At 37.3% G+C, this 26224-nt stretch carries 25 protein-coding genes; 4 read left to right on the plus strand and 21 right to left on the minus strand.

Translation table 11 applies throughout. The annotated features are described in order from the left end of the window. Positions 1 to 502: 502 nt before the first annotated feature. Positions 503 to 952, minus strand: a complete 450-nt coding sequence (locus tag ABDZ84_RS16915) for a GNAT family N-acetyltransferase (protein WP_166530661.1) — start codon at positions 950 to 952, stop codon at positions 503 to 505. Between the two features lie 207 nt (positions 953 to 1159). On the opposite strand from ABDZ84_RS16915, the gene ABDZ84_RS16920 reads away from it, so the two are divergent. Next, on the plus strand, positions 1160 to 2032 hold the full coding sequence (locus ABDZ84_RS16920) for an NAD(P)-dependent oxidoreductase (RefSeq protein WP_026682713.1): 873 nt from the start codon (positions 1160 to 1162) through the stop codon (positions 2030 to 2032). A gap of 383 nt (positions 2033 to 2415) precedes the next feature. Here ABDZ84_RS16920 and ABDZ84_RS16925 read toward each other — a convergent pair whose 3' ends face one another. From ABDZ84_RS16925 to ABDZ84_RS17000, 16 genes are all read right to left on the minus strand, one after another. Beyond that, the gene (locus ABDZ84_RS16925) at positions 2416 to 2691 is read right to left on the minus strand and encodes a hypothetical protein (RefSeq protein ID WP_026682714.1); all 276 of its coding nucleotides are present in this window, start codon (positions 2689 to 2691) and stop codon (positions 2416 to 2418) included. Then, positions 2691 to 3377, minus strand: coding sequence for a class I SAM-dependent methyltransferase (locus ABDZ84_RS16930; protein ID WP_026682715.1), 687 nt, complete (start codon positions 3375 to 3377; stop codon positions 2691 to 2693). Before ABDZ84_RS16930 ends, ABDZ84_RS16925 begins: the two co-directional genes overlap by 1 nt. A gap of 220 nt (positions 3378 to 3597) precedes the next feature. After that, complete coding sequence (locus tag ABDZ84_RS16935) at positions 3598 to 3795, minus strand: cold shock domain-containing protein (protein WP_021288643.1); 198 nt, start codon at positions 3793 to 3795, stop codon at positions 3598 to 3600. Between the two features lie 266 nt (positions 3796 to 4061). Beyond that, the gene (gene copZ / locus ABDZ84_RS16940; RefSeq protein ID WP_026682716.1) at positions 4062 to 4268 is read right to left on the minus strand and encodes a copper chaperone CopZ; all 207 of its coding nucleotides are present in this window, start codon (positions 4266 to 4268) and stop codon (positions 4062 to 4064) included. Positions 4269 to 4372: 104 nt separating this feature from the next. Beyond that, positions 4373 to 6760, minus strand: a complete 2388-nt coding sequence (locus ABDZ84_RS16945; RefSeq protein ID WP_026682717.1) for a heavy metal translocating P-type ATPase — start codon at positions 6758 to 6760, stop codon at positions 4373 to 4375. Positions 6761 to 6774: 14 nt separating this feature from the next. Continuing rightward, complete coding sequence (locus ABDZ84_RS16950; protein ID WP_026682718.1) at positions 6775 to 7077, minus strand: metal-sensing transcriptional repressor; 303 nt, start codon at positions 7075 to 7077, stop codon at positions 6775 to 6777. Positions 7078 to 7831: 754 nt separating this feature from the next. Continuing rightward, entirely contained in the window at positions 7832 to 8401 is a 570-nt protein-coding gene (locus ABDZ84_RS16955) for a biotin transporter BioY (RefSeq protein ID WP_026682719.1), read from the minus strand. Positions 8402 to 8537: 136 nt separating this feature from the next. Further along, positions 8538 to 8900, minus strand: coding sequence for a DUF3899 domain-containing protein (locus ABDZ84_RS16960; protein ID WP_026682720.1), 363 nt, complete (start codon positions 8898 to 8900; stop codon positions 8538 to 8540). A 70-nt stretch (positions 8901 to 8970) separates the two neighbouring features. Continuing rightward, positions 8971 to 10578 carry a peptide ABC transporter substrate-binding protein gene (locus ABDZ84_RS16965; protein WP_026682721.1) on the minus strand — a complete coding sequence of 536 codons (1608 nt, stop codon included), beginning with the start codon at positions 10576 to 10578 and terminating at the stop codon, positions 8971 to 8973. 279 nt (positions 10579 to 10857) lie between these two features. Next, positions 10858 to 11811: an ABC transporter ATP-binding protein gene (locus ABDZ84_RS16970; protein ID WP_343782349.1), complete on the minus strand. Its 954-nt coding sequence runs from the start codon at positions 11809 to 11811 to the stop codon at positions 10858 to 10860. Beyond that, positions 11808 to 12821 carry an ABC transporter ATP-binding protein gene (locus ABDZ84_RS16975; protein ID WP_026682723.1) on the minus strand — a complete coding sequence of 338 codons (1014 nt, stop codon included), beginning with the start codon at positions 12819 to 12821 and terminating at the stop codon, positions 11808 to 11810. The genes ABDZ84_RS16970 and ABDZ84_RS16975 overlap by 4 nt, the downstream gene beginning before the upstream one ends. A 4-nt stretch (positions 12822 to 12825) precedes the next feature. After that, entirely contained in the window at positions 12826 to 13779 is a 954-nt protein-coding gene (locus ABDZ84_RS16980; protein WP_321134169.1) for an ABC transporter permease, read from the minus strand. Then, positions 13780 to 14709 (minus strand): ABC transporter permease, encoded by a 930-nt coding sequence (locus ABDZ84_RS16985; protein WP_026682725.1) that lies wholly within the window; start codon positions 14707 to 14709, stop codon positions 13780 to 13782. It lies immediately after the preceding gene. 37 nt (positions 14710 to 14746) lie between these two features. After that, positions 14747 to 16537 carry a S9 family peptidase gene (locus ABDZ84_RS16990; RefSeq protein WP_343782354.1) on the minus strand — a complete coding sequence of 597 codons (1791 nt, stop codon included), beginning with the start codon at positions 16535 to 16537 and terminating at the stop codon, positions 14747 to 14749. A gap of 30 nt (positions 16538 to 16567) precedes the next feature. Further along, a complete protein-coding gene (locus tag ABDZ84_RS16995) occupies positions 16568 to 17530 on the minus strand; it encodes a dipeptidase (protein ID WP_321134163.1) in 963 nt (320 codons plus the stop codon). Positions 17531 to 17548: 18 nt separating this feature from the next. Next, positions 17549 to 18874, minus strand: a complete 1326-nt coding sequence (locus ABDZ84_RS17000) for a serine hydrolase domain-containing protein (RefSeq protein WP_343782356.1) — start codon at positions 18872 to 18874, stop codon at positions 17549 to 17551. A 176-nt stretch (positions 18875 to 19050) separates the two neighbouring features. Here ABDZ84_RS17000 and ABDZ84_RS17005 point away from each other — a divergent pair, with 176 nt between their 5' ends. The 3 genes from ABDZ84_RS17005 (at position 19051) to ABDZ84_RS17015 (ending at position 22044) form a co-directional block, all read left to right on the plus strand. After that, complete coding sequence (locus tag ABDZ84_RS17005) at positions 19051 to 19968, plus strand: LysR family transcriptional regulator (protein WP_051388442.1); 918 nt, start codon at positions 19051 to 19053, stop codon at positions 19966 to 19968. A 189-nt stretch (positions 19969 to 20157) separates the two neighbouring features. After that, positions 20158 to 21129: an oxygen-dependent tRNA uridine(34) hydroxylase TrhO gene (trhO, locus tag ABDZ84_RS17010; RefSeq protein ID WP_026682729.1), complete on the plus strand. Its 972-nt coding sequence runs from the start codon at positions 20158 to 20160 to the stop codon at positions 21127 to 21129. Between the two features lie 435 nt (positions 21130 to 21564). Beyond that, positions 21565 to 22044 (plus strand): glutathione peroxidase, encoded by a 480-nt coding sequence (locus ABDZ84_RS17015; RefSeq protein WP_026682730.1) that lies wholly within the window; start codon positions 21565 to 21567, stop codon positions 22042 to 22044. A 309-nt stretch (positions 22045 to 22353) separates the two neighbouring features. Here ABDZ84_RS17015 and ABDZ84_RS17020 read toward each other — a convergent pair whose 3' ends face one another. The 4 genes from ABDZ84_RS17020 to ABDZ84_RS17035 all read right to left on the minus strand — a co-directional run bounded on the left by ABDZ84_RS17020 (position 22354) and on the right by ABDZ84_RS17035 (position 25882). Further along, positions 22354 to 23076: an amino acid ABC transporter ATP-binding protein gene (locus ABDZ84_RS17020; RefSeq protein ID WP_205389543.1), complete on the minus strand. Its 723-nt coding sequence runs from the start codon at positions 23074 to 23076 to the stop codon at positions 22354 to 22356. Then, on the minus strand, positions 23069 to 23728 hold the full coding sequence (locus ABDZ84_RS17025; RefSeq protein WP_205389542.1) for an amino acid ABC transporter permease: 660 nt from the start codon (positions 23726 to 23728) through the stop codon (positions 23069 to 23071). Before ABDZ84_RS17025 ends, ABDZ84_RS17020 begins: the two co-directional genes overlap by 8 nt. A 187-nt stretch (positions 23729 to 23915) precedes the next feature. Then, complete coding sequence (locus ABDZ84_RS17030) at positions 23916 to 24695, minus strand: transporter substrate-binding domain-containing protein (RefSeq protein ID WP_166530672.1); 780 nt, start codon at positions 24693 to 24695, stop codon at positions 23916 to 23918. A 32-nt stretch (positions 24696 to 24727) separates the two neighbouring features. Beyond that, positions 24728 to 25882 (minus strand): M20 family metallopeptidase, encoded by a 1155-nt coding sequence (locus ABDZ84_RS17035; RefSeq protein ID WP_343782361.1) that lies wholly within the window; start codon positions 25880 to 25882, stop codon positions 24728 to 24730. Between the last annotated feature and the right edge of the window lie 342 nt (positions 25883 to 26224).

The raw sequence follows: 26224 nt of genomic DNA on the forward strand, positions 1-26224 counted from the left end.
ATTTATAATGTCAGAATAACGAATAACTTTTTGGTTTTTAAAATATCCTGCTTAACTTGACGGCTATGGGCCGTTCCCGTGGAAAGCGCGTATATTTTCACGGTACGGCGATGATACTCCTATTGATAATATAATTATTCGTATTTTAAGTAAAGAAGTTGTGTTTTTGCCCCAGCCTCTACTTAAACCTTGGAATTTCTATTATCTGAAATTCATCCAATTATAGGATCTGTCTTTATATCGAGAAAAAGGGATGAAAATGGCCAACTTCCCATGTTCATGGGTTTTACATTCGCTTTTGCATTATTTATCTGATTACTCATTTGGTGAAAAAAGAATACACATGTTACTAAAAAGATGAAAGAAAATTCCTCTGACAAAATCAAAGGAAAATTTGATGATTCGCTCTAAAAAATAGCTTTTAAAAAAATTTCGTGACTTTCACGTGACATTTTTAACTAAAATCTATTTTCTGGAGCTTTGAAAAGCTTATGTACCGATCTTAATAATCGTTTGCCCATATCATATCAATATGCCAAATTCCATCCTCAAGATATGGTGACGATATTTGTTTAAACTCAAATGATTCATAAAATGCTTGTAAATAAAGCTGAGCTTGAATTTTAATTATTTTCGTTTTTTCTTCTTCTAAAGCTCCAATTATATACTCCATTAGCTTATTACCATATCCTTTTCCACGATATGCTTCAACGACCAGAACCCGCCCAATGGATGTCTCAGCATATTTACTTCCCGCTGGCAAAACCCGAGCATAAGCAATAACCTTTCCTTCGTCTGTTTTTAAGCAATAATGAACGCAGTGTTGATCATAATTATCCAACTCTGGATAAGCACAAGCTTGCTCTACAACAAATATATCCGTTCTCGCTTTCAAGATTTGATAAAGCTCGTCGTTAGTTAGTTCATGGAACGTACGCTTTAGCCAATACATACTAGTTCCTCCTCATCATGCAGACATTTGGTTGATATTATTTTACACAAAATAGAGTGATACTTCATGCAGAAATGTGTTTTTACAGTTTAGTCAGTTAGAAAATCACTTCGTAATTCCATTTTATATGGGGTATTTTAAAAGAGGATATTGAATGGTTGCTGTCGAATGAGATGAATAAAGAAAAAGATGAAGGGAGAAGTCAATTTGAATACAAAAGATATGAATATTGGGTTTATTGGTATTGGTGTAATGGGAAAAAGCATGGCGCTTAATCTAATTCAAGCGGGATATAATCTTTCCATCTATACCAGAACCAAATCGAAGGCTGAGCAATTACTAAAAGCTGGTGCAACTTGGCAAGATTCACCCGCATTACTAGCTCAATCATCCGACATCATTATTACGATGGTAGGGTATCCTAAAGATGTTGAGGCTATTTACTTTGGAAAAGAAGGCATTTTAAATTATATATCAAAAGGCACTTACTTGATTGACATGACAACTTCAAAGCCTTCTTTAGCAGTAAAAATAGCCGAAGAAGCTAGGGAAAAAGACTGCCATGCATTAGATGCTCCTGTTTCAGGCGGTGATATTGGAGCAAAAAATGGGAAGCTTGCTATTATGATTGGCGGTGAAACAGAGGCATTTGATAAAGTATTTGAACTTTTCCAGGTTATGGGCGAAAATATAGTTCTCCAAGGAAAAGCTGGTGCTGGACAACATACCAAGCTTGCCAATCAAATCACAATAGCTTCAAATATGATTGGCGTATGTGAAGCAGTCGCATACACAAAAAAAGCTGGTCTTGATCCAATGAGGGTTCTTACTAGTATAACTACTGGTGCAGCCGGTAGCTGGTCTTTGTCTAACCTAGCACCACGTATGATAAAAGAGGATTATTCTCCTGGATTCTTTGTAAAACATTTTATTAAAGACATGAAGATTGCCTTAGAAACCGCAGAAGAAATTGGACTTAAAACGCATGGGTTGAAGCTATCACTCCAACTATACGAGGAGATAGAGGAAAAAGGTGAAGCCGATAGTGGAACACAGGCACTAATTAAACTATTTGAATAAGCAACCGAATAGTAAGGATAGGATACTGAAATGGCTCCTGAAATATCCGTAGACTCTTTGAAAAAGATGAGCGCTTTTCTGCGTGCGCTGTATTGCTGGCGAAGCCTTCCTTCTTCTAAGGGAGGGAAGGCTTCGATGAAGTCTCAGAGTACGGTCAACTTTAGGAGGCTTACCAGCCTCCTAAAGAAAGCAGCATAAATTTCCTGAACAGCTTCGTTACATGAACCATCATTTCTTGTTCGATTTTCTACTTGGATTAAAACGCGCTTTCCTCCACCTCTTCTTGCAAATTACTTTAATGGAGGAGATATGTTTTTCAGAAATTTTCATTATCCTTTTTAATCATAATTTTATGATCTATCGTTTTTTAATTTATTTGCCTCCTATTGAACGATAAAGCCAAGGTCATCATTGCCAAATAACTGCAGAACTTGAAGTACTGTGTCTGTGGAGATCTCCTGTTCATCTTCTTTCGGTACAGTTAATGAAAGAGCATCTGCTAATGCTTCATTCTCCCATTGATCAGGATATGCCTGCCTATACAATGCGGTTGGGCTTAGATTATGATTGACACACCATTGTGCATAAATAAGTATCATCATCTGTTCATCTTGCTGATATCGTTTGACAACTTTATTTTCTTTATCTCTATGCTCCATTATTCACCAACATTTCTCATTAAAAATATCCAGGAAAATGACAATGCCTGTTTTAACTCAAGTGGTAAGTCATTATAATGGGCTTTGTTTACCCCTTGTTTATAGACTCCATATCCATCCATATATTGCAAGCCTTTCTCTTCACAAAGTTTCTGAAACTCCCAAGGCATCATCGTATTACAAATGGATTTTTGATTATGTAATCGCGGAAAGCTATTTAATCTGGGACCTGCTGTAGGTCCTAAAATCCCAACACATAGGAATCCATCCTCCCGCACAACACGTTTTAATTCGTCTAATGCCTTGTCTGGATTTTCTGTCCACTCTAATACATTGATTGCCATAATACCATCCATAGCGGAATCATCAAATGGCAATTGATTTATGTCTCCATGAATGAATGTAATTTCATCGGGAAGCTGTGATTGAGCATAGTCGATCATTTTTTTGGATAAATCCATTCCTGTAACTCGGTACCCTTCTTTGTAAAGCTTATATGCCCCATATCCATCACCGCAACCAATATCTAATAGTTGTTGGCAATTTGGTTTACTGTGCTTTTTGATAAAAGGTACGATTTGATGACGACTGCCTGATTCCCACATATTCTTGCTACGCTTATTCCAAAAATCTGCCTGATCATCCCACAGAACTGCCGCTTCCTTACTCCAATCAAAGCGTTTCATCCGCTCTCTCCTTTTGATCCAATTATAGATATTTGTAGCATAAAAGCGCAAGCGCCCGATTAGAAACGTAGGGCGATTCGTGAAGTCGCCTCGTTTCTGGGCGCTGGAACTGGACGCGGCTCAACACGCCCAAATTTATCCACAGGTCAAATTTTATAATTTTCTAGCCTATAAAAAAGGGTTTACCTCACGGAATGAGATAAACCCTTTATTTCATCTATTATAGACGAGTAACGTTAGCTGCTTGTGGTCCGCGGTTACCTTCTACGATTTCAAATTCAACGTCTTGACCTTCTTCAAGTGTTTTGAAACCTTCTGCTTGGATAGCAGAGAAATGAACGAATACATCGTCGCCATCTTCACGCTCGATGAAACCGAAGCCTTTTTCAGCGTTGAACCATTTTACTTTACCAGTCATTAAAATGACCTCCTTATACAAATATCGTGCAAAGTAATTGAATCATAAATACTTTTACACCTACTTTGATAAAGAGATCGTAAAGTATTATTCAAACTTCAATTTCCTTTTGCACCTTTAACTTTACCTTGTTATGAGTTAAAATGCAAGTGGATACCTTGATATTTGCAACATTTTTTTCACAATTAGGCTATTTCATATCCAAATTGTGTCAGAAGCATGATAATTAGCCAGGTCACTAGTCAATTTCACCTAACATAATTGCACTATACGATAACATCGTAGCCTTGTTCTTCAATTACCTCTTGCATATCAGCTATAGAAACCTTTGTGTCATCATAGGTTATATCGACTTTCCCAGTATTTAGATGCACCTCTACCGTTGTAACACCCGTTAAATTTTCTAGTGCACCTTTTACAGACTGCTCGCAATGACCACAGCTCATTCCTTTTACGTCGATTGTTGTTTGCATTATAAATAAATCTCCTTTCATTGTTTAGATAACTATTATTTATCCGTAGTAAAACCCCAACTGATTGAAGTATTACTTTATCTTGGATACCTACTATTCTTACTTTATAACTTAACTCGTTTTAAACGAAGTGAATTAGAAACGACACTTACAGAACTAAATGCCATAGCAGCTCCAGCAATCCAGGGTGCTAATAATCCCATTGCTGCTATCGGAATTCCAGCACTATTATAGGCAAAAGCCCAGAACAGGTTTTGCCTGATATTCTTAATCGTCGCTTGGCTAATTTTAATTGCTTTTGGAATGAGAAGCAGTTCTCCGCCCAAAATCGTTACATCTGCTGCCTCAATGGCCACCTCGGTGCCTGTTCCAATCGCAATTCCTATATCTGCAATAGCAAGTGCAGGCGCATCGTTAATACCATCTCCTACCATTGCAACTTTTCTTTTATCCTCTTGGATCATCTTCACCTTAGCTGCTTTTTCTTTAGGTAGGACTTCAGCAATTACTTGGTCAATTCCAGCTTGATCTGCAATTGCCTTAGCCGTTCTTTCATTATCTCCTGTCAACATAACGACTTCCAACCCTTGATCTTTTAACTGTTTGATTGCCTGTAATGCAGTATCCTTTATCGTATCGGCAACGGAGATAATGCCTTGATACTCCTTATCTACGGCAATCAACATTGCTGTTTTTCCATGCTCTTCAAATGTGTGAAGCTGCATTTCGACATCAGTTGAATAGTTAATATCATTCTCCTTCATTAATAGTCTGGTACCAACAAGTACCTGATTACCATCTATCTGTGCAGCTATACCTCGACCGGGTATAGCATTGAAGCTTTCTACATCCAGCATATCTAATCCTTTTTCCGTTGCATAAGCTACAATAGCTTCTGCCAAGGGATGCTCTGAACCTTTTTCTGCACTTGCAACCAATTGTAATACACGCTCATCGCTAGTAAAATCTGTTACTTCTGGTTTCCCTTTAGTAATCGTTCCGGTTTTATCAAAAATAATTGTATCTAGCTTATGCGTTCGCTCAAGGTGTTCCCCACCCTTAAACAATATCCCATGTTCCGCTGCTTTTCCTGTGCCTACCATAATGGACGTAGGTGTAGCTAAACCCAGTGCACATGGACAAGCGATAACAAGTACTGCAATAGCAGCAACTAACGCTGGCTCCAGTTCACCAGGTACAACAAACAAGATCCAGGCTAAAAAGGTAAGCAAGGCAATTCCAACAACAATTGGCACAAAGTAACCTGAGATGATATCAGCTAATCGTTGAATCGGTGCTTTAGACCCTTGTGCATCCTCTACAGCCCTAATAATAGAAGCTAGTGCAGTCTCTTTCCCTACATTTGTTGCCTTCATTTCAAATGTGCCATTTTTATTTATGGTTGCACCAATCACTGTTGAGTCACGATCTTTTTCAACTGGAAGTGATTCTCCGGTAAGCATCGATTCATCCACAGATGTTCTTCCACGCATAATAACACCGTCTACGGGTATTTTTTCACCTGGTTTAACGATTAATCGATCCCCTTGAATTACTTCCTCTATCGGTACCATCATTTCAGTGCCATTTCTAACCACTCTTGCTTGTTTTGCTTGAAGATTTAATAATTTAGAAATTGCCATTGTTGTTCTACTTTTGGCCTTTGTTTCTAAATATTTCCCAAACAAGATTAACGTAATTAAGATCGCACTCGTTTCAAAATAAAGATGAGGCATATAATTTTGATCGACCATTGCTTTCATTACCTCATAAAGACTATAAAAATATGCAGCGCTTGTGCCTAAAGCGACAAGTACATCCATATTTGCAGATCTATTACGAAGATTTTTATATGCTCCAGCATAAAACTGCCAACCAATTATAAACTGAACAGGTGTTGCTAAGGCAAATTGAAACCACGGATTCATAAAGATAGCTGGCAACTGTAAACCGAATAAATGATCAAGCATGGTAATTAACAGTGGAATGGATAATGTAGCTGAAACCATCAATTTCCATCTCATTTTCATGAGCTGTTTTTCTTTTTTTGATTGTTGTATATCGTTTCCAGCTTTAGGATTTGCTTTATAGCCAAGTTTTTGTACAGCATCTATAAAATCCTGTTCTTCAACTATTAGCGGGTTATATTCAATCGTAGCTGTCTCATTGGCTAGGTTAACGGATGCACTCCTAACTCCCTGTTTTTTACTTAAAGCTTTTTCAATTCTTGTTGAGCATGCAGCACAGGTCATTCCTAAAACATCCAGCTCCGATTTTTCTGTCTCAACACCATAACCTAGCTTCTCTATTTTCCCTGTAACATCTTCTATGCTTACGGTCTCTGGGTCAAAGTCCACATTTGCTTTTTCTGTAGTCAAATTAACCTGTGCTTCGACTCCATCTATTTTATTTAACACTTTTTCAATCCTTGAAGAACAGGCTGCACAGGTCATTCCTGTTACCCCAATGGTTATATGATCTTTTTCATGCATTGGATACGCCTCCATCACTTCGAGAATTGCTTTAAAACCTCCATTAGCTCTTCAATTGCTTCATTGCCCTCCCCAGATTTAACCGCATCGGTAACACAATGCTTAGTATGTCGTTCAGCAATTGAAAATCCAACTTTTTTTAGTGCTGCATTAATAGCACTTATTTGTACTAAAATGTCAATACAGTACCGATCCTCCTCAACCATTTTCTGTATCCCTCTTACTTGACCCTCGATTCGTTTGAGCCTATTGGTAACAGCTGACTTCTCATCTTTTGTTCTAGGTGTTACTGGATGCTCATGCTTTTGATTTGCCATCTATTTCATCCCCTTACATGTAGTTTCACATTCACCTTACACATATACTATACCCCCCTAATGTATTTTGTGCAAGGGAAATGCATCAAATTATATAAAGTGAAGCTTCCATCCGTGGGGGTTGTTTTATCCCACGGGTGGTTAGGTGAACCAATCGGACATTTACTGGCAGTTGTTCCCTCACTTATCCATATTGGTTTCTCTTTATTGCTTGAAGTGAGGGGGGTACTGCCAGTTATGTGCGGGATAAAGTGAAACTTCCATCCGGTTTTTACTGAAACAAATACGTACAAAGGCTTCATTCGCCACGTCCTGTGGCAACGCCTTTGTGACCTACTTCCATGTAGGCCCGAACCAATCGGACATTTACTGGCAGTTGTTCCCTCACTTATCCATATTGATTTCTCTTTATTGCTTGAAGTGAGGGGAGTACTGCCAGTTATATGCAGGCGCATAGAATGCTATATACCTAAAAAAATCCCTTAGTAGTAGCCTCTATAATAAAAGGTTCCACTAAAGGATAGGTTCATTCGTATCTTTTAAAAAAATATATTAGAAATGGAATAATTCCAAATAAAACTGTACTATAATCCCATCAAGAATTGGTACATCGCTGTTTCATCATTTTATCTCATATTGTAAAGAGCGCGTCATCATTCACTTTCATCAGTGTCCTCTTCCTTCATTTATTTTTCTCTTTCTATACACAAATAACGATCACTAACCAGTTATATGTGGGATAAAAGTTTATGTCTTATGCGGCACTTTGCTTATTTGCTAAGATAAGCTTTGCTTGTATCAAACGTCTCCTTACTATAATTCCAATCCAACTAGCTAATAATGCTTTAATCATGCCTACTACAATAAAAGGAAGTGCTCCAGTTAAAAACGCAGTAGTCCAATCAAAAGCTAGTAAATACTTGATTTGTATCGTACCACAGATTAATGTGATCAGCATACCTATTGTATTTGCAAGGACGGCATAAGCTAAATTAAACTTAGTTTTTTCTAATACCCACCCTGTAATATAGGCAGCGAGAATAAATCCAAAAATATAGCCTCCCGTTGGACCTGCCAAAACCTGTATTCCTTGAGTAAAGCCTGCAAATACCGGTAGGCCACAGGCCCCTAGTAACGCATAGCAAATCATTGCTAGTGCACCTTGTCGACTGCCAAGAATAGTAGCTGTAATACCGACTGCCAACGTTTGACCACTAATAGGAATGAGTGGTAATGGAATTTCCACTTGAGCCAATATAGCTGTTAACGCAGCAAATATAGCACAATTTAAAATGATTCGGAGCCTTCTGCTTTGCTGATGCATAAATACCCGCCCTTTGCATTGAATAGCCTAGATTGTAATCTTCTTATATATAAGTGAAATTGTATGCAATAAAAACAGTATTGTCAACTACAAAAAACAGCAGTTAACAATACTGTTTTCTTAGGCTCTCCGCTTACTAGTTATAAGCTTGGAGAATAGAAAGAAAGATAGAAATAGCTATCGAATAGACACCTGTCCATATTAATAATTTTTGAACCGTTTGGTGAAAGCTCTTTTTAAATCGTTGCAACGAATAATCTTGTTTAACCATCTCTTCCGTTCTTTTCATCCCTCTATTTTCTGGAGTTACCCATTCCCAGATAATTCGAAAACCTTTAAAAAACAAATAAAACAATTCACTGTTTGTTAAATGAATGATAGCAACTATTAGTAAAGAAATAAGACCGACTAAAAAAGCAATGTCCGTAATAAATAGAATATCCTTTAATACGATGATAATGAAAAACCACGCTAATATAAAGAAAACATGCTTCAGCAAGCTTACACCACCTTAGGAGCCAATCAACTTATAACTGGATGTCATTGGCTCCACACATTGTATCAATCTTTTATTCCGTTTTTTTAGCCCATTTAAATACAGGGCTCCGATTTTCATAGTATGCAACATTCTTGACGCCTGTTGATGTTAAATAGTTTTTGGTTAGGAAGTATAAAGGCATAAAAGGTAAATCGGTCATTAATGTTTCCTCAGCTTCATGCAATAGTTCAAAGCGCTTCATAATATCCTGTTCTACTTGAGCATCCTTTAATAACTGATCATATTGATCATTGACCCAACCCGTCCGGTTATTCGTACTAGTACCTAGATAGTATTCTAGATTCACTGCTGGATCAATATAGAGACCCGTCCAAGACATTCTCCCCATTTGATAATCGCCACGCCCTAACGTATCTAAATACGTATTCCATTCTTGATTGGCTAACTTAAGATCTATATTTAGGTTCTGCTTGAGCATTTCCTGTACTGCTTCCGCATACCTCTTATTATTATCTGAGGTACTAAACATTAATGTCACCTCAGGAAATTCAGACCAGCCTTCTTCCTCCATTGCTTCCTCTATTAATCTTTTTGCTTGATCATAATCTTCTTTAAAATAATCTCCACCAAGCTCACGAAAATCCCCATCAGGTGTGTCAGCCCCAGGTGGAACCATAGCAAAAGCTGGTGTTTCTCCAGTTTGTCCAACATTTTCAACTAGAGACTTTCGATCAACTGCCATGGCAAACGCCTGTCTTACCTTTCGATTCATAAATGGTTCTTTATTTACATTAAATATGAACATCGCTGTAGAATAATATGGAAATTCAATATATTCATCACTATCCTTAACAGCAGATAATTGATCTGTAGGTATGGAACTGATAAAATCTAGATCGCCAGTTTGATATAATTGATACGCGGTTGTTGCATCGTCGACCATTTCAAATGTAATTTGTTTTAAAGTGATGTCATCTTGACTATAATAGTCATCATTTTTAGATAAGATAATTTTGTTGTCATGCTCCCATTCCGTCATATAGAAAGCACCATTTGTTACGAAATTTTTAGCATCTAACGTCCAATTTTCATTCCCTTCAACAATATCTTTTTTTACAGGATAAAAAGTCCAAATGGTCATCAGACTATCTAAAAACGCAGTAGGAGACTCAAGAGTTACCTCCAACGTTTTATCATTAATTACTTTTATTCCTACATCATCTACACTTACTTCCCCTTTGTTATATGCTTCAGCATTCTTTATGACAAATAAATAGTACGCAAATCGTGCTCCTGTATTTGGATTTAATACCCTTTCCCAAGAATACTTAAAATCTTCAGCCGTTAAATCCGATCCATCGGACCATTTTGCATCTTCTTTAATCTTAAATGTATATACAGTGCCATCTTCTGACACCTCTACATCCTCAGCAACTCCGAGCGTGATATTTCCATCTTGATCGCGCGTATATAAACCTTCATACATATGATCTAAAATCCATCCAGAAGTAACGGATGTATTCAGTGCCGGATCAAGACTAGCTGGTTCAGAACCAGCATTTAATACAAGCTCTTGCTTTACTGATCCTTCGGCTCCTGATTTATTCTCTCCTTCTGAGCAAGCTGCCATAATCATAGCTACGCATATAAATAGAATAACAATCAACTTGTTTTTCATTTTCCTGCCCCCTCCATCATATTTAATATGCTTCCTCGACACTTTCATTTATTAATTTTTTTTAGCCCATTTAAAGACTGGTGATTTATGATTATAGTAAACAATTCCCTCTATTTCTGGTGATGTAAATAATTTGATGAGAGGAAATAATATGGCATAAAAGGTAAATCCTCCATTAATATTGCTTCTGCTTGATGTAATAGCTTAAAGCGTTTATCAGCATTTTGTTCTACTCGTACTTCTTTCAATAGTTGATCATATTCTTTCTCCTTCAATATACTATGAATATAGATGACAGGCTGTCCAGTGGTCAGACTGTATTTCCTTCCATTCCGGGGCTTTTAAAGAACAAATTTCCATTGCATGTGGGCATCTTGTGCGAAATTTACATCCATTTGGCGGGTTCACTGGACTTGGTGGATCTCCCTGTAACACGATCCTATCTCTTCTTGAAATTGTTGGGTCTGGCACAGGAACAGCTGATAAAAGTGCCTGAGTATAGGGATGCTTGGGTTCGTTAAATAGTTTCTGACTATTTGTTAATTCCATCATACTCCCTAGATACATAACACCTATTCGGTCACTGATGTGCTTAACCATACTTAAATCATGGGCAATAAATAAGTAGGTTAGATCTTCAGAATCTTTTAAATCATTAAGCAAATTTAGAACCTGTGCTTGAATGGAAACATCTAATGCAGATATTGGTTCATCTGCAACAATAAATTTAGGCTTAACCGCCAGTGTTCGAGCAATTCCAATACGCTGCCTTTGTCCTCCACTAAATTCATGGGGATAGCGCTTTACAACATCAGGATTCATCCCTACTCTTTCCAATAAATCATAGATTCGCTCCTTTCTTTGTTTGCCCTTTGCTAAGCCATGTGCATCTATTCCTTCAGCTATGCTATCCCCTACCTGCATTCGTGGATTTAAAGAGGCTTGGGGGTCTTGAAAAATAATCTGAACTTCCCGATTAACTCGTTGCTGTTCCTTCTTTGATAGATCCTTTACATTACTACCCTCATAATAGACAGCTCCCTCAGTAGGGTTTGTCAGACCAACAATTGTTTTTCCAAATGTAGATTTTCCACTTCCACTTTCACCAACTAACCCAAATGTTTCTCCTTGATAAATCTCTATGGAAATCCCATCAACTGATTTGACTACCTGCTGCCTGCCTATGGCAAAGTGTTTTTTAATATCGATTGTTTGAATAATTCCTTGATTCATACAAGCTCCTCCGCATCTGAAAACTCCGCTATCTTCGGAGCCAATTCATCATTTAAAAAGCATCTTGATGAGTGACCTTCGGCAATGTCATAAAGATCAGGAACTTCTTCCATACAAATATTCATCGCATATTTACAACGAGGAGCAAAAGGGCACCCTTTCGGTGGTGAAAATAGATCTGGTGGAGATCCCTCAATTGGCTTCAGTCTTTCTTTTTTTTCATGATAAACATTTGGAATCGATTCTAATAAGCCCCATGTATAAGGGTGATTCGGATTGGAAAATAGTTCGTGGACACTGCATTTCTCTACCATCATCCCACCATACATTACAATCACCTTATCCGCACCCTCGGCCACTACCCCTAAATCATGTGTTATTAAGATAATAGAAGTATCTTTTTTTTCTTGAATATCTTGTAATAATTCGAGAACTTGTGCCTGTATTGTTACATCCAATGCCGTCGTCGGCTCATCTGCTATTAACAAATCTGGATTACAAGCGAGCGCGATTGCAATCATTACACGTTGTCGCATTCCTCCACTGAACTCATGCGGATATTGTTCATACCTTTTATCAGCATTTGGAATACCGACCTCTTTAAGCATTTCAATCGCTCTTACCTTTGCTTCTCGCTTGGAAACATTTTGATGATAGATTAATCCTTCCGAAATTTGCTTGCCAACCTGCATGGTTGGGTTTAATGATGTCATGGAATCTTGAAAAATCATGCTCATCTGCTTTCCCTTTATTTCCCGCATTTGTTTTTTATTTAATTTCAATAATTCTTTTCCTTTAAATCGAATACTTCCTCCTTGTACATTGCCTGCTGGATGAGCTATTAACCCCATAATTGCTTGTACAGTTACACTTTTTCCACTTCCACTCTCGCCAACAATAGCTACTGTTTCTCCGTGATTAACATTAAAGGAGACTCCCCTTACGGCATCAACCGTGCCACCATAAGTTTTAAAGTTAACCTTTAAATTATTCACCTCTAATAAAGACATACCGTTATTTTCCTCCCTTTTTGCGTACCTTTGGATCTAAAGCGTCTTGCAATCCATCGCCAAAAGCATTGAATGCAAACATCGTTAACGAGATCATAAGAGCGGGGAAGAAAAGCCTCCACCATTGTCCACCAATAACAACTCCTAAGGCATCATTAGCCATCGTACCCCAGCTCGCAAAGGGAGCTTGAACACCCAGCCCCAGGAAACTTAGGAAAGATTCAGAAAATATAGCGGATGGAACTGAAAATGTAAGATTAACAATGATGATCCCCATCGTATTCGGAATTAAATGTTTTCTAATTATCTTGGCATGACTCGTACCTAACTTTTCTGCAGCTAGTACATAGTCTTGGGATTTTAATTGTAGGATTTGCCCGCGGACAATTCGAGCCATGCCAACCCAACCCGTGGCAGACAAAGCAATAATAATTGTTAGCATGCCTGGCTCCATAATTACCATCAGCAATATAACAACGAGTAAGTATGGAATACCATATAGCACCTCAACGATACGCATTAATATACTATCTATTCGGTCACCCTTTTTCCCCTTTCCAGCCATGTATCCAGATACGCCACCAATGGTTACACCAATAATTAAATCTAATAAAGCAGCCACTAAACCTATGGTTAGAGAAACTCTTGCCCCCTGCCAAGTACGCGCCCATACGTCACGCCCCAAATCATCTGTTCCAAACCAATGCTCACTAGATGGAGGAAGATTATTCTTGGTAAGCTCCTGTTCAGAGGCGGAATAAGGAACCATAGACGGCCCTGCGATTGCAAAAAACGTGATGATAAGAAGTAATGCTATACCAAGTAACGCTAGTTTATTTTTTAATATATTGATAGCCGTTTCTTGCCAAATAGATAAGCTTGGTCGAACGATCTTTTCAGATAATCGATCTTGTTGCCTAACTGGCTCAAATAATAATTCCCTTGCTTCCTTACTCATCTATGATCCTCCTTTACTAGTCAATGTAATCCGTGGATCGATAAATCGATAGGAAACATCAATTAAAAATAAGACAACAACTAGAATAACGCTATAAAAAATAGTAGTTCCCATGATTACCGTGTAGTCTCGGTTAAATATACTATCCACAAAGTACCGTCCAATACCCGGTACAGAGAATATGCGTTCTATCACTAGTGTGCCTGTAATTAAAGATACAAATAGTGGTCCAATAAAAGATACAACAGGTAATATGGCATTACGGATACCATGCAAAAAGAGGATACGATATGTTGGTAACCCCTTTGCATCTGCAGTTTTCATATAATCTTGATTTATAACATCAAGCATACTCGAGCGGACAAAACGGGCTATAATTGCTAATGGCCCAGATGCCAAAGCTATCGATGGTAGCACAGCATGCTGCCACGTTCCCCAATTCGCAACAGGAAATACTTGTAAATCAACGGCTAAGAATTTCATTAATAGTGGTGCAAGTATAAAGTTAGGTACTGAAATTCCAACTGTTGCTATTACCATTGCTGTATAATCAAAAATACTATTATGGTATAAAGCAGCTATAATTCCTAACGTAACACCAAATACTAAGGCGATAAGTAGCGTTAGTAGTCCTAGTGTCGCTGAAGCCCCCAGACCAGAAGCAATAATATCATTTACTGACCTTCCACTACCCTCCATAGAGATTCCTAAGTCAAACGTCAATAAATTCTTCATATATGTAAGATATTGAATTGGTAAAGGGTCATCAAGGCCATACTTCGCATATAGATTTTCAAGTGCCTCTTCTGGTAGCGCTCCTTCTTCTGTAGAAAAAGGATCTCCGGGAATCAGCTTCATCAAAATAAATGTCAATGTCGCAATTACCCATACAGTTAATAACATCGTAAGGACACGTCTAATGATGTACATAACATTCCTCCCTATATTGACATAAAATTACTTCCCATTAGTTTAAGTATCTATCAAAAAATTCTCCCACCTTAAATTGCATCGATTGATAACTAGCCATACTACTGGTCTGTCCCCCCATTTGATGGCCATCCTCTTCAGAGATAATTAGTGTCACATCCTTACCCAATTTCGTTAATTTCTCTTTAAATTGCTTCGATTCTTCAACTGGGACACGACTATCATTTTGTCCATGACACATCAAAAGAGGCACACTCACCTGCTTCGCATGGCAAAGAGGGGATATTTCATCAAAAAAGGACTTGTCCTCTGATAAAAACCCATATTCGTACTCTCTTAATAACCGTCTATAAGAACCGGTTTTCTCTAAAAATGTACGAATATGTGATATACCAACAATGGATACTGCTGCTGACCATAAGTTCGGATAATGTCCAATGACCGTATTGACGATAAAACCACCGTAGCTTCTTCCCATGATGCCCAGCTTGTCTTTCTGAATACCGTGTTTATCAAAAGCAACCTGAGCAAGAGCCTTAATATCTTTCGCTGCATCTAAACGCTTTCTTCGATCATCCAAGGATAAATATTTCCTCCCAAAACCCTTACTCCCTCGTATATTTGGAACAAATACGGAAATCCCCATATGAACGAGTCCTTGGAGAATTGGATTAAAGTCCACTCTGGATAGATTTTCTGGCCCACCATGAACATAAATAACGGCACCTTTTGGATTTTTACTATTTGCGTAATAGAAATAGGGAATTTCCAGCTCATCAAACGATTTAAATGCGCACATCTCCGGATTGTATTTTCTTAGCTGTAATGCATCGGAATAACCAGTATCCGTCAATCGTGTCAATGTCCTCTTTAGAAGATCGTAGATATGTACTTCCCCAGGCATTTGTGGTCCTTTTAACAGAAAAAAGAAGGAACGGTTATCCAGCCATGTGATATGTGATGTTACACCAATTGGTAATTCTTCCATCTTTTTTAAGCTGTTATTGGCAATGTCATATACGTAGATGAGTGAAACTCCACCTTGATTAACCGTGAGAGCTATTTTTGTTTCGTCCTTTGAAAGTTTCATCTCCTCTATATCCCATGGAATGGATTGAATAACAGGAATGAGCTCTTGTGGATGAGATAATGAGAATTGATATAAATGCATATATTCACTATTAACATCTGAAAGCAAAAAGCCTTTCTCCTGATTTTTTGAAAATACTACGGATTGATAACGAGCTAATTTATCTTTTACTCCAATTCTTACCTTAGATAAGTCTTGTAAATTAATTATCCAATAAGAGGAATCAATATTCGTTTCCTGTAGTTGTACTACTACATGATCGCAATCCTTCATCCATTTAACGACGGTACATGCACCTTCACAACGAAAAAGAAGATCTCCTTTCTCTGTTTCTACATCTATAATGTGGACGTGGTAGCCTTGCTCCTCTTTTTGATAAGAAGTATAGATTATTTTCTTTTCATTAGGAGAAAAGTCTCCAAAAGTATGAAAATGGTCTAAAGCGTATACGAGTCTCTTTAATTTTTTCGTTTGCTGATGATAGAGAAATAATTGTTTTTTTTCGTTTCCTTTATAATCTATGCTTAGAACCGTATACATTCCGCTCTTGGAATGATTCACGGAGAGCACTCTTCCGTCCGTCAACACGAACGGCCTTTCTTCTCTCGTTACAAGATCGAATTCATATAGTTGCGGCAAGCCATTACCTCGATGCACATAAGTGATTTTATTACTATTTGGTACTTTCTTTGGTTGTTCAGCTCCATTTATTTTTAAATAATCCGATAATTTTTCCAACAAATTAACACCTCACTTAAAATTTATTCATCAAACAAATAAGTTGTTGGTTGTACGTAAAGGTCGATGCCGTAGGAAGTTTTGATAGGCAAACCCTTTTACTTCGTCTTCTGTATAAAATTTCAACAATTCATTAATTAAATTCTGGTAATGGGATGCTCTTTCAAGTTTGTTCACAAACGTTTTAACTCCATCAAAATCAGAACCAAAACCGATATTATTCACACCCCCTAGTGAGCATAGATGGTCAATATGCTTGATTAAATCAGCAATAGTTGTGACGCGCTTTTTATTTATGAAGGGGGGATTGTATACTACATGAATAAGCCCTTGGCAATCTAGCATACTTTTAATTTGGTCATCATATAGATTACGAGGGTGATCACAAATACTACGCACATTGGAATGGCTGGCAATGAGATAATCAGCGATTTCAATTGTATCCCAGAATCCCTTTACAGAAGCGTGAGATACATCTGTAAAAACACCATTCTTATTATTTCGTTTAATAACTTCTTTTCCTAACGGAGTTAAACCACCTGCATTCGCTACTCCTGCACCATCTCCACAGAGATTGGCATGGTTCCATGTTAAACCAATTAATAAAATCCCAGCACTGTACAGATATTCCAATTTATCTAGTTCATTTCCAAAGGGCTCTGCGCCTTCTAATGTTAGGATTGCACCAATTTCCCCTTTCTTAAGCGTATCAATATCTTGCCAATGTTTAATATGTTTCATCGTCGGGTTCTTACCAATGATTTCGGAATGGAAGATTTCTATCTGTTCTAATGCATATTCCCATTTCTTTTCAGCAGGTACATAAGGTTTGATAAATATTGCGAAAAACTGTACAACTACCTTTCCTTTTTGCAACTCCAATAGATTTGTAGTTAATTGATTGGAATCCTTATATTTCAGTATTTGATCTTTCTCCCGTTTAGCAACCTGCATTTTAACCAATGCATCACAATGTGTATCAATAACATTCATATCTAGCTCCTCCAAGTATTAGACAGCAGCTCCTTCAACACGCGGCAGCATTCTTAAATTGATAAATGCTGCCCAAGCAACACCATTGTCGTCTATAAAAAACTTCACTACTTTTCCACTGTCTTTTAATACTAGAGTCTGATAATCAATAGCCTTAACAACAGATGAATGACCGTTGGTTTCAGCAACGAGTACATTATTTATGATTCGAATTTCTAATCGGCTTCCCTTCTTGTTCGTCGCATAAGTACCTACCAATGCTTGAAGTTCCTTAGGTGAAAGATGATAGTCAGGCGCTTCCTTCTTCTTCTGTTTAATTGGTATCCCTAAAGCTGTATGTAGCGCAGCTTTCCAGATGTCTATTTTCGGACCACCAGAAACATTTGTCAGAACTGCTACTACTATTTCCTCTTCTGGTATAAAACCAAAATATGAAGAAACACCGGGCAAACTCCCACCATGCTTTACTAGCTGATATCCAAAATAATCTTTCTCTGTTCTTACCCCATATCCATAACATTCATTTTTACCAATTGAAAAAACTGGCTTCCACATCTTTTGATAGTTTATATGCTGCCAAGTTGATTGTTCTGAAGCAAGTGTATCTACATAGACATTTCCATACTTTATCAAATCCACGACCGTCGAACGAAGCCCTCCACTTGTTTCATAATTACCAAGGTTTTCCCAAGGATTGGATTGAAATGATTTCGCAACAGGATCATAGTCATACTGCACCGTTACATTCCCGAACTTTTTAATATCTTCGGTACTATATGTAGTACGATGCATTTCTAGTGGAGCTATAATTTCTTCGATCATGTATTTCCGGAATAGTCTTCCAGTCACTTTCTCAATGATGGCACCTAACAATAAATATAGATCGTTACAGTAACTCAAATATTCTCCCGGTTTACCTAAAGGACGATCATGAATAGTTGCTAAATAGGAGATATGCTCATGAAAGCGGTTTAATTCTTGATAACGCTCAATTGGCGGAAGTCCTACTGTATGGGATAGCAAATGGTGTATCTTTATTTGAGACATATCTTCCGTTTTCAATTGGAAATCTGGTAAATACTTAATCACGGGATCATCAACTGATATCTTTCCTTCCGACTCCAATTTTATAATTGCTAATGCTGTAAAGGATTTCGTTATGGAGGCGATACCAAAAATCGTATCTACAGTAACAGGTTTTTTATTTTTCACATCTCGATAACCGAAACCATTCATATATATAGTTTCCCCATTTTTCGAGACAGCGACAGCTGCACCCGGCACATGCTCATCCAACATGAGCTGATTGACATAGGATTCAAAAATAGACCACTTATTATGCATAGTTGGCACTCCTTAATACGATTATGTTTGACCTGATTAGAAAGCCTGTTTTAAGACCTCTAGTTTCAATCATTATAATATTGACGATAGAATTATAAAAATATATAATTTTTATAATATTATAATTAACAGTTATTAATACAGTACTTATATAAGCATATAAGAGGAGCCCTTACATGAGTCTACAAACATTACGATACTTTATAGAAGTTGCAAAGCATCTTAGTTTTAGCGAGGCATCCAAGGCTTTACACATATCCCAACCTGGCTTAAGCCAACAAATTTCTGATCTCGAGCGTAAACTAGGGTTTAAGCTATTAAATCGTACCACTAGAAAAGTAGCTCTAACAGAAGAAGGGGCCTTTATCTTCAACAAGCTATCTACATCATTCAACGATATTGAAATGACATTAGATTTCATGACTACACAAAAAATGATTCCTAAGGCTAAAATAAAAATTGCTGCTGTGCCATCAGCAGCAAGTATTTTCATCCCTAAACTATTAATAAAAATGCTAACCGATTTTCCAGATATCGACGTTTATACACATGAAACTACGTCAGCGAAGGCTATTGAATTTATGAAACAAAAGCACTATCATCTTGCCTTCATTCGAACTCCTATTTATAAAGAAGAGTTCCTAAACAACGATTTAAGGCTGTTCGAATTTAAAAAATATCCATTACGACTAGTTGTAGCAAAAAATCACCCATTAGCCCAAAGAGATTCTGTAGACCTCCAAGACGCAAAAAACGAAACATTTATTCATTATAGTGATGATCATACGAATCCTTTACAATTTCTACTAGATAAAGCGTGTCTTACTGCTGGGTTTTCTCCGAAAAAGTTATGTACTGGTTCAGCATTATTATCTATTTATCATCTTGTATCCAATAATTTAGGTGTTTCCCTAATGCCATCTGATATGACGAGTTTACTAGAGAATAATAAAATCAAAATATTAAAACTCAATAATATTGAATTATTCAGCTCTACCTCCGTCTTATGGAATGAGGAGAATAATACATCTTTTGTAACAAATCAGATTCTTGATATTCTACAAACAGACCCTATTTTTAAAGAATTTATCTAAATTAATCAAAAGTGTGCTAGTGAGCTTCCCTTTTCAAACAGCAAAAAGAAACTGAAATGCATCTAAATAAAACCCATTTTGAATTTCTTATGAAACATTGGTATAATATCTGTTGCAAGATAGAAAAAATTGAATATCGACTACCAAACATTTGTATCTTGCAAATATAAATGATAGGTGGTAAACAACATGGAGAAAAACAATAATTATCAAGTATTATTGTACTATCAGTATGTTCAAATTGATGACCCTGAAGGTTATGCTGCGGAACATCTGAAATTCTGTAAGGAATTGGGATTAAAAGGTAGAATTTTAGTAGCCCAAGAAGGGATCAATGGTACTGTTTCAGGTACAATCGAACAAACAGAAGCATACATGGAAGCAATGCATCAGGACCCTCGTTTTGCAGACATGGTATTCAAAATTGACGAGGCTGCAGATCACGCCTTCAAAAAAATGCATGTTCGTCCTCGTAAAGAGCTAGTGACATTTCGATTAGAAAATGATATAAACCCTTTAGAAACTACAGGTAATCATTTATCTCCGAAAGAATTTTACGAAGCAATGCAGGATGAAAACACAATCGTTATAGATGCACGGAATGATTATGAATACGATTTAGGACATTTCCGCGGAGCAGTTCGCCCAGATATAAAAACCTTCCGTGAATTACCAGAGTGGATTCGTGAACACAAGGATCAGTTTAAGGATAAAAAGGTCCTAACCTATTGTACCGGTGGTATCCGCTGTGAGAAGTTTTCTGGTTGGCTGTTAGAAGAAGGATTTGAAGATGTTAATCAATTACACGGTGGAATCGTTACGTATGGTAAGGATCCTGAGGTGCAAGGTGAATTATGGGATGGTAAATGCTATGTATTCGATGAACGTATTTCCGTACCAGTAAACCAAAAAGAACACGTAGTAGTCGGCGTGGATTATTTCGATGGCGAACCGTGCGAAAGATATATAAACTGTGCAAACCCAGAATGTAATAAACAAATTCTCTGCTCAGAAGAAAATGAGCACAAATATTTACGAGGCTGTACGCATGAGTGCCGTGTTAGCCCTCGGAACTTGTATGTAAAAGAACATGAGCTATCACAAGAAGAGGTAGAAGAACGCTTGCAAAAACTAGGTGAAACATTAAAGCAAGAAATTTAACATTTTCATTCAGCCCCTAATTGTTGTCATATGAACAATTGGGGGCTTTTTTGTAGTCTAGGAAATTATAAAATTTGACTATGTGATAAATATGAACATATTGAGCCACGTCCAACTCAGCGCCCAGAAACGAGGTGACTTCACGAATTGCCCTAATCTAAGTCATTATCGGTTTACAAGCTCACCGTGATTCCTTTATCTCCGTTGACTCACTCCAGTCGCTATCTTTCTAATCGGGCGTGCTTATTGTTAAGTTTTTTAATAATGATATTCTCCATAATAAAGAAAATCTTCCTATCTTCAAAAGCGATTCACCCCCTATTAAAGAGAAACATTTGGTGTTAGGAAGCTATTCTTTGTGGGGAAAACTATGTAATCCCCGCTTTGACATGCCCACATCAACTTGCTATCCTTTTTTTAAAAGGAGGCTTTTTTATGAGTGTCTATGAATTTCAAGCTAAAATGATAGGTGGTAAAGAAAAGTCATTAAGCGATTACCGAGGTGAGGTATTGTTAATTGTAAATACAGCAAGCAAATGTGGATTTACTCCACAGCTCGAAGGATTACAAAACGTATACAATGCTTACAAGGATCAAGGATTTCAAGTACTTGGATTTCCTTGCAATCAGTTTAATAATCAGGATCCAGGAACAGAAGGAGAAATCTCGGAATTCTGCCAGATTAATTATGGAGTTACCTTTCCAATGTTTAGTAAGGTTGATGTTAAAGGTGAAAATGCCCATCCCCTTTTTAACTATTTAACAGAAGAGGCTAAAGGTTTTCTTACGAAACAGATCAAATGGAATTTCACCAAGTTCTTAGTAAACAAACAAGGGGAAGTAATTAATCGATATGCTCCACAAACAAAACCAGAACAGATCAAAACAGATATTGAGGTAGCTTTACAAGGATAACCATCTTTTTTTATGTACAACTTTAAATAGATACAAGCTCCAGATTCCCTCTATTAGGAAATTCGACCTCGTCATCCGACTAAATGACATTTTCGGATTGATAATATCAGAGCTAGCCCAGCATATTTTATAGATCCGCAGAGACTGTGCATATTGTACATGAAACCTCACTAGGCGAATAAGAACGAATTGGTGGTTACCCCCAGAAGTTAGATTTTTCACTCTAACTTCCCCGGGGTTGGTACCAAAACGTATCGAATGATTGTTCGACTTTTATTATCTAACATACGCTTATGTCCATATCTTCTTTTAAAGTACTTTTTCTAGGAAAACCTTCGCACGATCTGTAGTAGGCTTGTCAAAGAAAACGGACGGTACCGCCTCCTCTACCAGCTTACCGTTATCTAAAAATAGCACACGATCGCCCACTTCCTTCGCAAAATTCATTTCATGTGTCACAATTACCATCGTCATCCCTGTCTTTGCTAAATCCTTCATTACATCTAGTACTTCTTTAACCATTTCAGGATCTAATGCGGAGGTAGGTTCATCAAACAACATAATTTCTGGCTCCATTGCTAAAGCTCTAGCAATTGCCACTCGCTGCTTCTGCCCACCAGATAATCGATTCGGATAGGTATTCTCTTTATCTGTTAACCCTACCTTAGCTAATAACTTTCTTGCAACTGCTTCTGCCTCTCGTTTTTCTACACCCTTCACCTTTTGCGGTGCATAACTAACGTTATCTAACACCGTCATATGTGGAAATAAATGAAAATGTTGAAAAACCATCCCGATGTTTTTACGAATTTCTAATTTATTTGTTTTAAGCTTCGTAATCTCTTTTTCTTTTATATATATTTGCCCCTCCGTTGAGTCTTCCAATAAATTTAGACAGCGCAAAAATGTTGATTTTCCCGAACCAGATGGACCAATAATCGTTACAACTTCTCCTTGATGAATGGTTGTAGAAATTTGATCTAAGACTATATTTTTATCAAATACTTTTGTAAGATTCTTTGCTTTAATCACTTTGACGAAGCCTCCGTTCCATCAATCTACCTAGTAAAGTAAGTATATAAACCATTACCCAATAAATTAGTCCAGCAAATAATAATGCTTCAAAATTCCGGTATAAATCTGCGCCAGCAATTTGTGCTCTTCGCATAATATCTAAGTAACCAATTGTAGAAACAAGTGCTGATTCCTTTGTTAACGTGATAAACTCATTCATCATTGCAGGCAGTATATTTTTAAAAGCTTGTGGTAAGATAATATTTAACATCATTGGCTTATACGGAACGCCTAAAGCCTCAGCAGCTTCCGTCTGTCCTTTATCAATTGCAAGGATACCACCACGAATAATTTCTGAGATATAAGCAGCAGAATTCAGCCCAAAAGCTAACACAGCAGATAGAAATGCAGATATATTATAACCAGTTAATTGTGGTACAGCATAATAGATAATCATAAGCTGTAATATGAGGGGAGTTCCGCGGAATATCGATGTATAAGCATCCGCTACCCATTTTAGTACAGGGATGTTTGTAATTTTACATAATGACAATACTGTACCTAAGATAAAACCTATCACAATGGAAACACTAACAAATTTTAATGTAGCCCATATTCCTTCTAGTATAAAAGGAATATAAGGCACGATTTGGCTGAAATCCAAATTCATGCCTTATCACCTCGCTTTTCTCTCGTTGTTATTACAGAGTGTAGTTGGCAGCAAATCCTAATAATCGATTATCGAGATAACCACGATGTTTATCCAATTACAAATACTACTAACGTGCTACCTACATGCATCTTGTACAAAATAGAAACGTTTGCTGTAACTTATGGTTAATTGAATAGACGTTAGCCTACTCCATATCTGACAGCCATTTTTCTTCCAATTCTTTTATTTTTCCATCTTCCTCTAATTTCTTTAATACGTCATTCACATCATCCACAAGTCCATTTCCTTTCGGGAAAGCAATGCCCATTCCAGGCGAGCTTGTCGTTGGATCATCAAACCCTTTTAATCCTTGCTCGTTGATATAACCCTTGGCAACCGTTTTATCCATATACCCAACATCAATTCGATTCGAATTCAATTCCTGTACAAGTAAACCAGCATTATCCACTTTTTTAACCTCAAAATCGTATTTATCTGCTAAGATTTCTGCTCCCTCTTCTTGAATCGTACCTAACTGCACACCAATTGTTTTTCCTTTTAAATCATCAAGGCTTTTAATATTGGATTCAGCACCTGTCAAGAAGCTTTCCCCAGAGTGATGATATTCTGTAGAGAAATCAACATTTTTTTTACGTTCTTCTGTAGCACTCATCCCTGACATAACCATATCTACTCTATTAGCCTGTAATGCACCAATTAATCCATCAAATTTCATATCTTCGATTTGTAATTCATACCCTAATTCATCAGCAATCAGATGCGCTAAGTCAATATCGAATCCTTCAAAATTACCTTGTGGATCTCGTGATTCAAAAGGAGGAAAATCAGCTGAGGTTGCCATTTTCAATACCTCCTCATCAGCAGACTTTGAATTATTCGATGTGGAATCTTCACTACTACCACAAGCTGATAACAAACCTACGATTATTGTAGAAAGAAAAATGATACCTATTGTTTTTTTCATGTTTTTCGCCCCATTTTCTTTATCTGTTGTTATTATTTATGAAATTCTGTTTGTATTGCTTTTAACAAGACAGAGTCTGTAATGACCTCATAGCCAGTCCTAGCCAATGCTAATGCACCATCCGCAATAACTTGCTGCCCTTTTGCTGTAATTGTCTTATCAGCAAATTCCTTCGTATGTGCAACTAAGCCAGGCTCATCCAACCCGATATAAGGATGAATTGCTGGAACGACATGACTAACATTTCCCATGTCAATGGATCCATAACTCTGCTTCGCTGGAAGTACAGGTACACCGGATATATCTTGTAAATGCTTTGAGAAAACGTTAGACAATTGCTTGTTTGTTATCATATTGTCGTAGCTGAGTTCATAATTAGATGATTCTAATGTGGCACCTGTCATCATGGCAGCCGCATTAGCAATGTTCATAACTTTTGTTACGACATCATTTAATACAGCTCGCTCTTTTGCTCGAATATAGAACTGAGCGACAGCCTTATCTGGTACCACATTTGCTGCACTACCTCCCTCAGCAATAATCCCATGAATTCGTACATCGTCAGGTAAATGTTCACGTAATGCATTAATCCCATTGAATAGTTGAATCACACTGTCTAAAGCATTTATTCCTTTTTCAGGAGAAGCAGCAGCATGGGAGGATTTCCCAAAGTAAGCAAACTGAATAGCATCCATTGCCAGTGAATCACCACTTTCATACGATTGATCACCTGGATGGACCATCATTGCTACATCGATCTCATTAAAAATACCTTGCTCACTCATAGGAACCTTTGCTCCGTTTGTTTCTTCAGCTGGTGTACCAAGAACGACAACGCTCCCACCAATTTCAGCTACCTGCTTGCTAAGAATAATTCCTGCACCTACACTCATTGTTCCAATTAAATTATGACCACATCCGTGTCCTACCTCTGGTAAGGCGTCATACTCTGCTAAGTAGGCAATAACAGGTCCAGGCTTCTCACCATTAAATACAGCTTTAAAAGCGGTTGGTCTACCAGCTGTACCCGTCTCAATAGTAAAATCATGGCTGACTAATAAATCTGTTAATTGTTTCATAGATTTATACTCTCGGTCCCCTAATTCAGGATGTTCATATAGATAACGGCTGATCTCACATAAATCTCCATGAATTTTAGTTATATTTTCAAATAATGGATCATTCATTTTGCTTCCCACCTGTATGCATATTTATTAATTAATATGTATATTTATAACATATTGTGTATACTCATGCAATAGTTATTTTATGCCAATCCTATTACTTTATCTAAAGGGCACTAATATATAAACGTTTGTCACACACTATTCATCAATTTCTTCTTATTAATCCCCATGTATACTAGAAAAACTGAGCAAAATTCGCTCAGTCCTTATCACTACATGCTCCGATTTACGCTTCCTCTAGTAGCTATTATGGAATAATAGCTACTGCTTGTTTGACCACCACTCCGGCTGCCCACTTCCCTTTCCGTGGGGTTTGTCCTTCAGCTAACTTTTTTAGCAAAA

It is taken from the genome of Virgibacillus salarius (assembly GCF_039521925.1).
Taxonomy (GTDB): Bacteria; Bacillota; Bacilli; order Bacillales; family Amphibacillaceae; genus Virgibacillus; species Virgibacillus salarius.

Bases quoted from the DNA above. Each gene is read 5' to 3' on its own strand.
- ABDZ84_RS16945 (WP_026682717.1), bottom strand. From the start codon at position 6,760: ATGCATGAAAAAGATCATATAACCATTGGGGTAACAGGAATGACCTGT.
- ABDZ84_RS16935 (WP_021288643.1), bottom strand. From the start codon at position 3,795: ATGACTGGTAAAGTAAAATGGTTCAACGCTGAAAAAGGCTTCGGTTTC.
- ABDZ84_RS16965 (WP_026682721.1), bottom strand. From the start codon at position 10,578: ATGAAAAACAAGTTGATTGTTATTCTATTTATATGCGTAGCTATGATT.
- copZ (WP_026682716.1), bottom strand. From the start codon at position 4,268: ATGCAAACAACAATCGACGTAAAAGGAATGAGCTGTGGTCATTGCGAG.
- ABDZ84_RS16930 (WP_026682715.1), bottom strand. From the start codon at position 3,377: ATGAAACGCTTTGATTGGAGTAAGGAAGCGGCAGTTCTGTGGGATGAT.
- ABDZ84_RS16955 (WP_026682719.1), bottom strand. From the start codon at position 8,401: ATGCATCAGCAAAGCAGAAGGCTCCGAATCATTTTAAATTGTGCTATA.
- ABDZ84_RS17035 (WP_343782361.1), bottom strand. From the start codon at position 25,882: ATGAATGATCCATTATTTGAAAATATAACTAAAATTCATGGAGATTTA.
- ABDZ84_RS16995 (WP_321134163.1), bottom strand. From the start codon at position 17,530: ATGAATGTTATTGATACACATTGTGATGCATTGGTTAAAATGCAGGTT.
- ABDZ84_RS16915 (WP_166530661.1), bottom strand. From the start codon at position 952: ATGTATTGGCTAAAGCGTACGTTCCATGAACTAACTAACGACGAGCTT.
- trhO (WP_026682729.1), top strand. From the start codon at position 20,158: ATGGAGAAAAACAATAATTATCAAGTATTATTGTACTATCAGTATGTT.
- ABDZ84_RS16980 (WP_321134169.1), bottom strand. From the start codon at position 13,779: ATGAGTAAGGAAGCAAGGGAATTATTATTTGAGCCAGTTAGGCAACAA.
- ABDZ84_RS17030 (WP_166530672.1), bottom strand. From the start codon at position 24,695: ATGAAAAAAACAATAGGTATCATTTTTCTTTCTACAATAATCGTAGGT.
- ABDZ84_RS16950 (WP_026682718.1), bottom strand. From the start codon at position 7,077: ATGGCAAATCAAAAGCATGAGCATCCAGTAACACCTAGAACAAAAGAT.
- ABDZ84_RS16985 (WP_026682725.1), bottom strand. From the start codon at position 14,709: ATGTACATCATTAGACGTGTCCTTACGATGTTATTAACTGTATGGGTA.
- ABDZ84_RS17025 (WP_205389542.1), bottom strand. From the start codon at position 23,728: ATGAATTTGGATTTCAGCCAAATCGTGCCTTATATTCCTTTTATACTA.
- ABDZ84_RS17000 (WP_343782356.1), bottom strand. From the start codon at position 18,874: ATGCATAATAAGTGGTCTATTTTTGAATCCTATGTCAATCAGCTCATG.
- ABDZ84_RS16975 (WP_026682723.1), bottom strand. From the start codon at position 12,821: ATGTCTTTATTAGAGGTGAATAATTTAAAGGTTAACTTTAAAACTTAT.
- ABDZ84_RS16970 (WP_343782349.1), bottom strand. From the start codon at position 11,811: ATGAATCAAGGAATTATTCAAACAATCGATATTAAAAAACACTTTGCC.
- ABDZ84_RS16925 (WP_026682714.1), bottom strand. From the start codon at position 2,691: ATGGAGCATAGAGATAAAGAAAATAAAGTTGTCAAACGATATCAGCAA.
- ABDZ84_RS17005 (WP_051388442.1), top strand. From the start codon at position 19,051: ATGAGTCTACAAACATTACGATACTTTATAGAAGTTGCAAAGCATCTT.
- ABDZ84_RS17015 (WP_026682730.1), top strand. From the start codon at position 21,565: ATGAGTGTCTATGAATTTCAAGCTAAAATGATAGGTGGTAAAGAAAAG.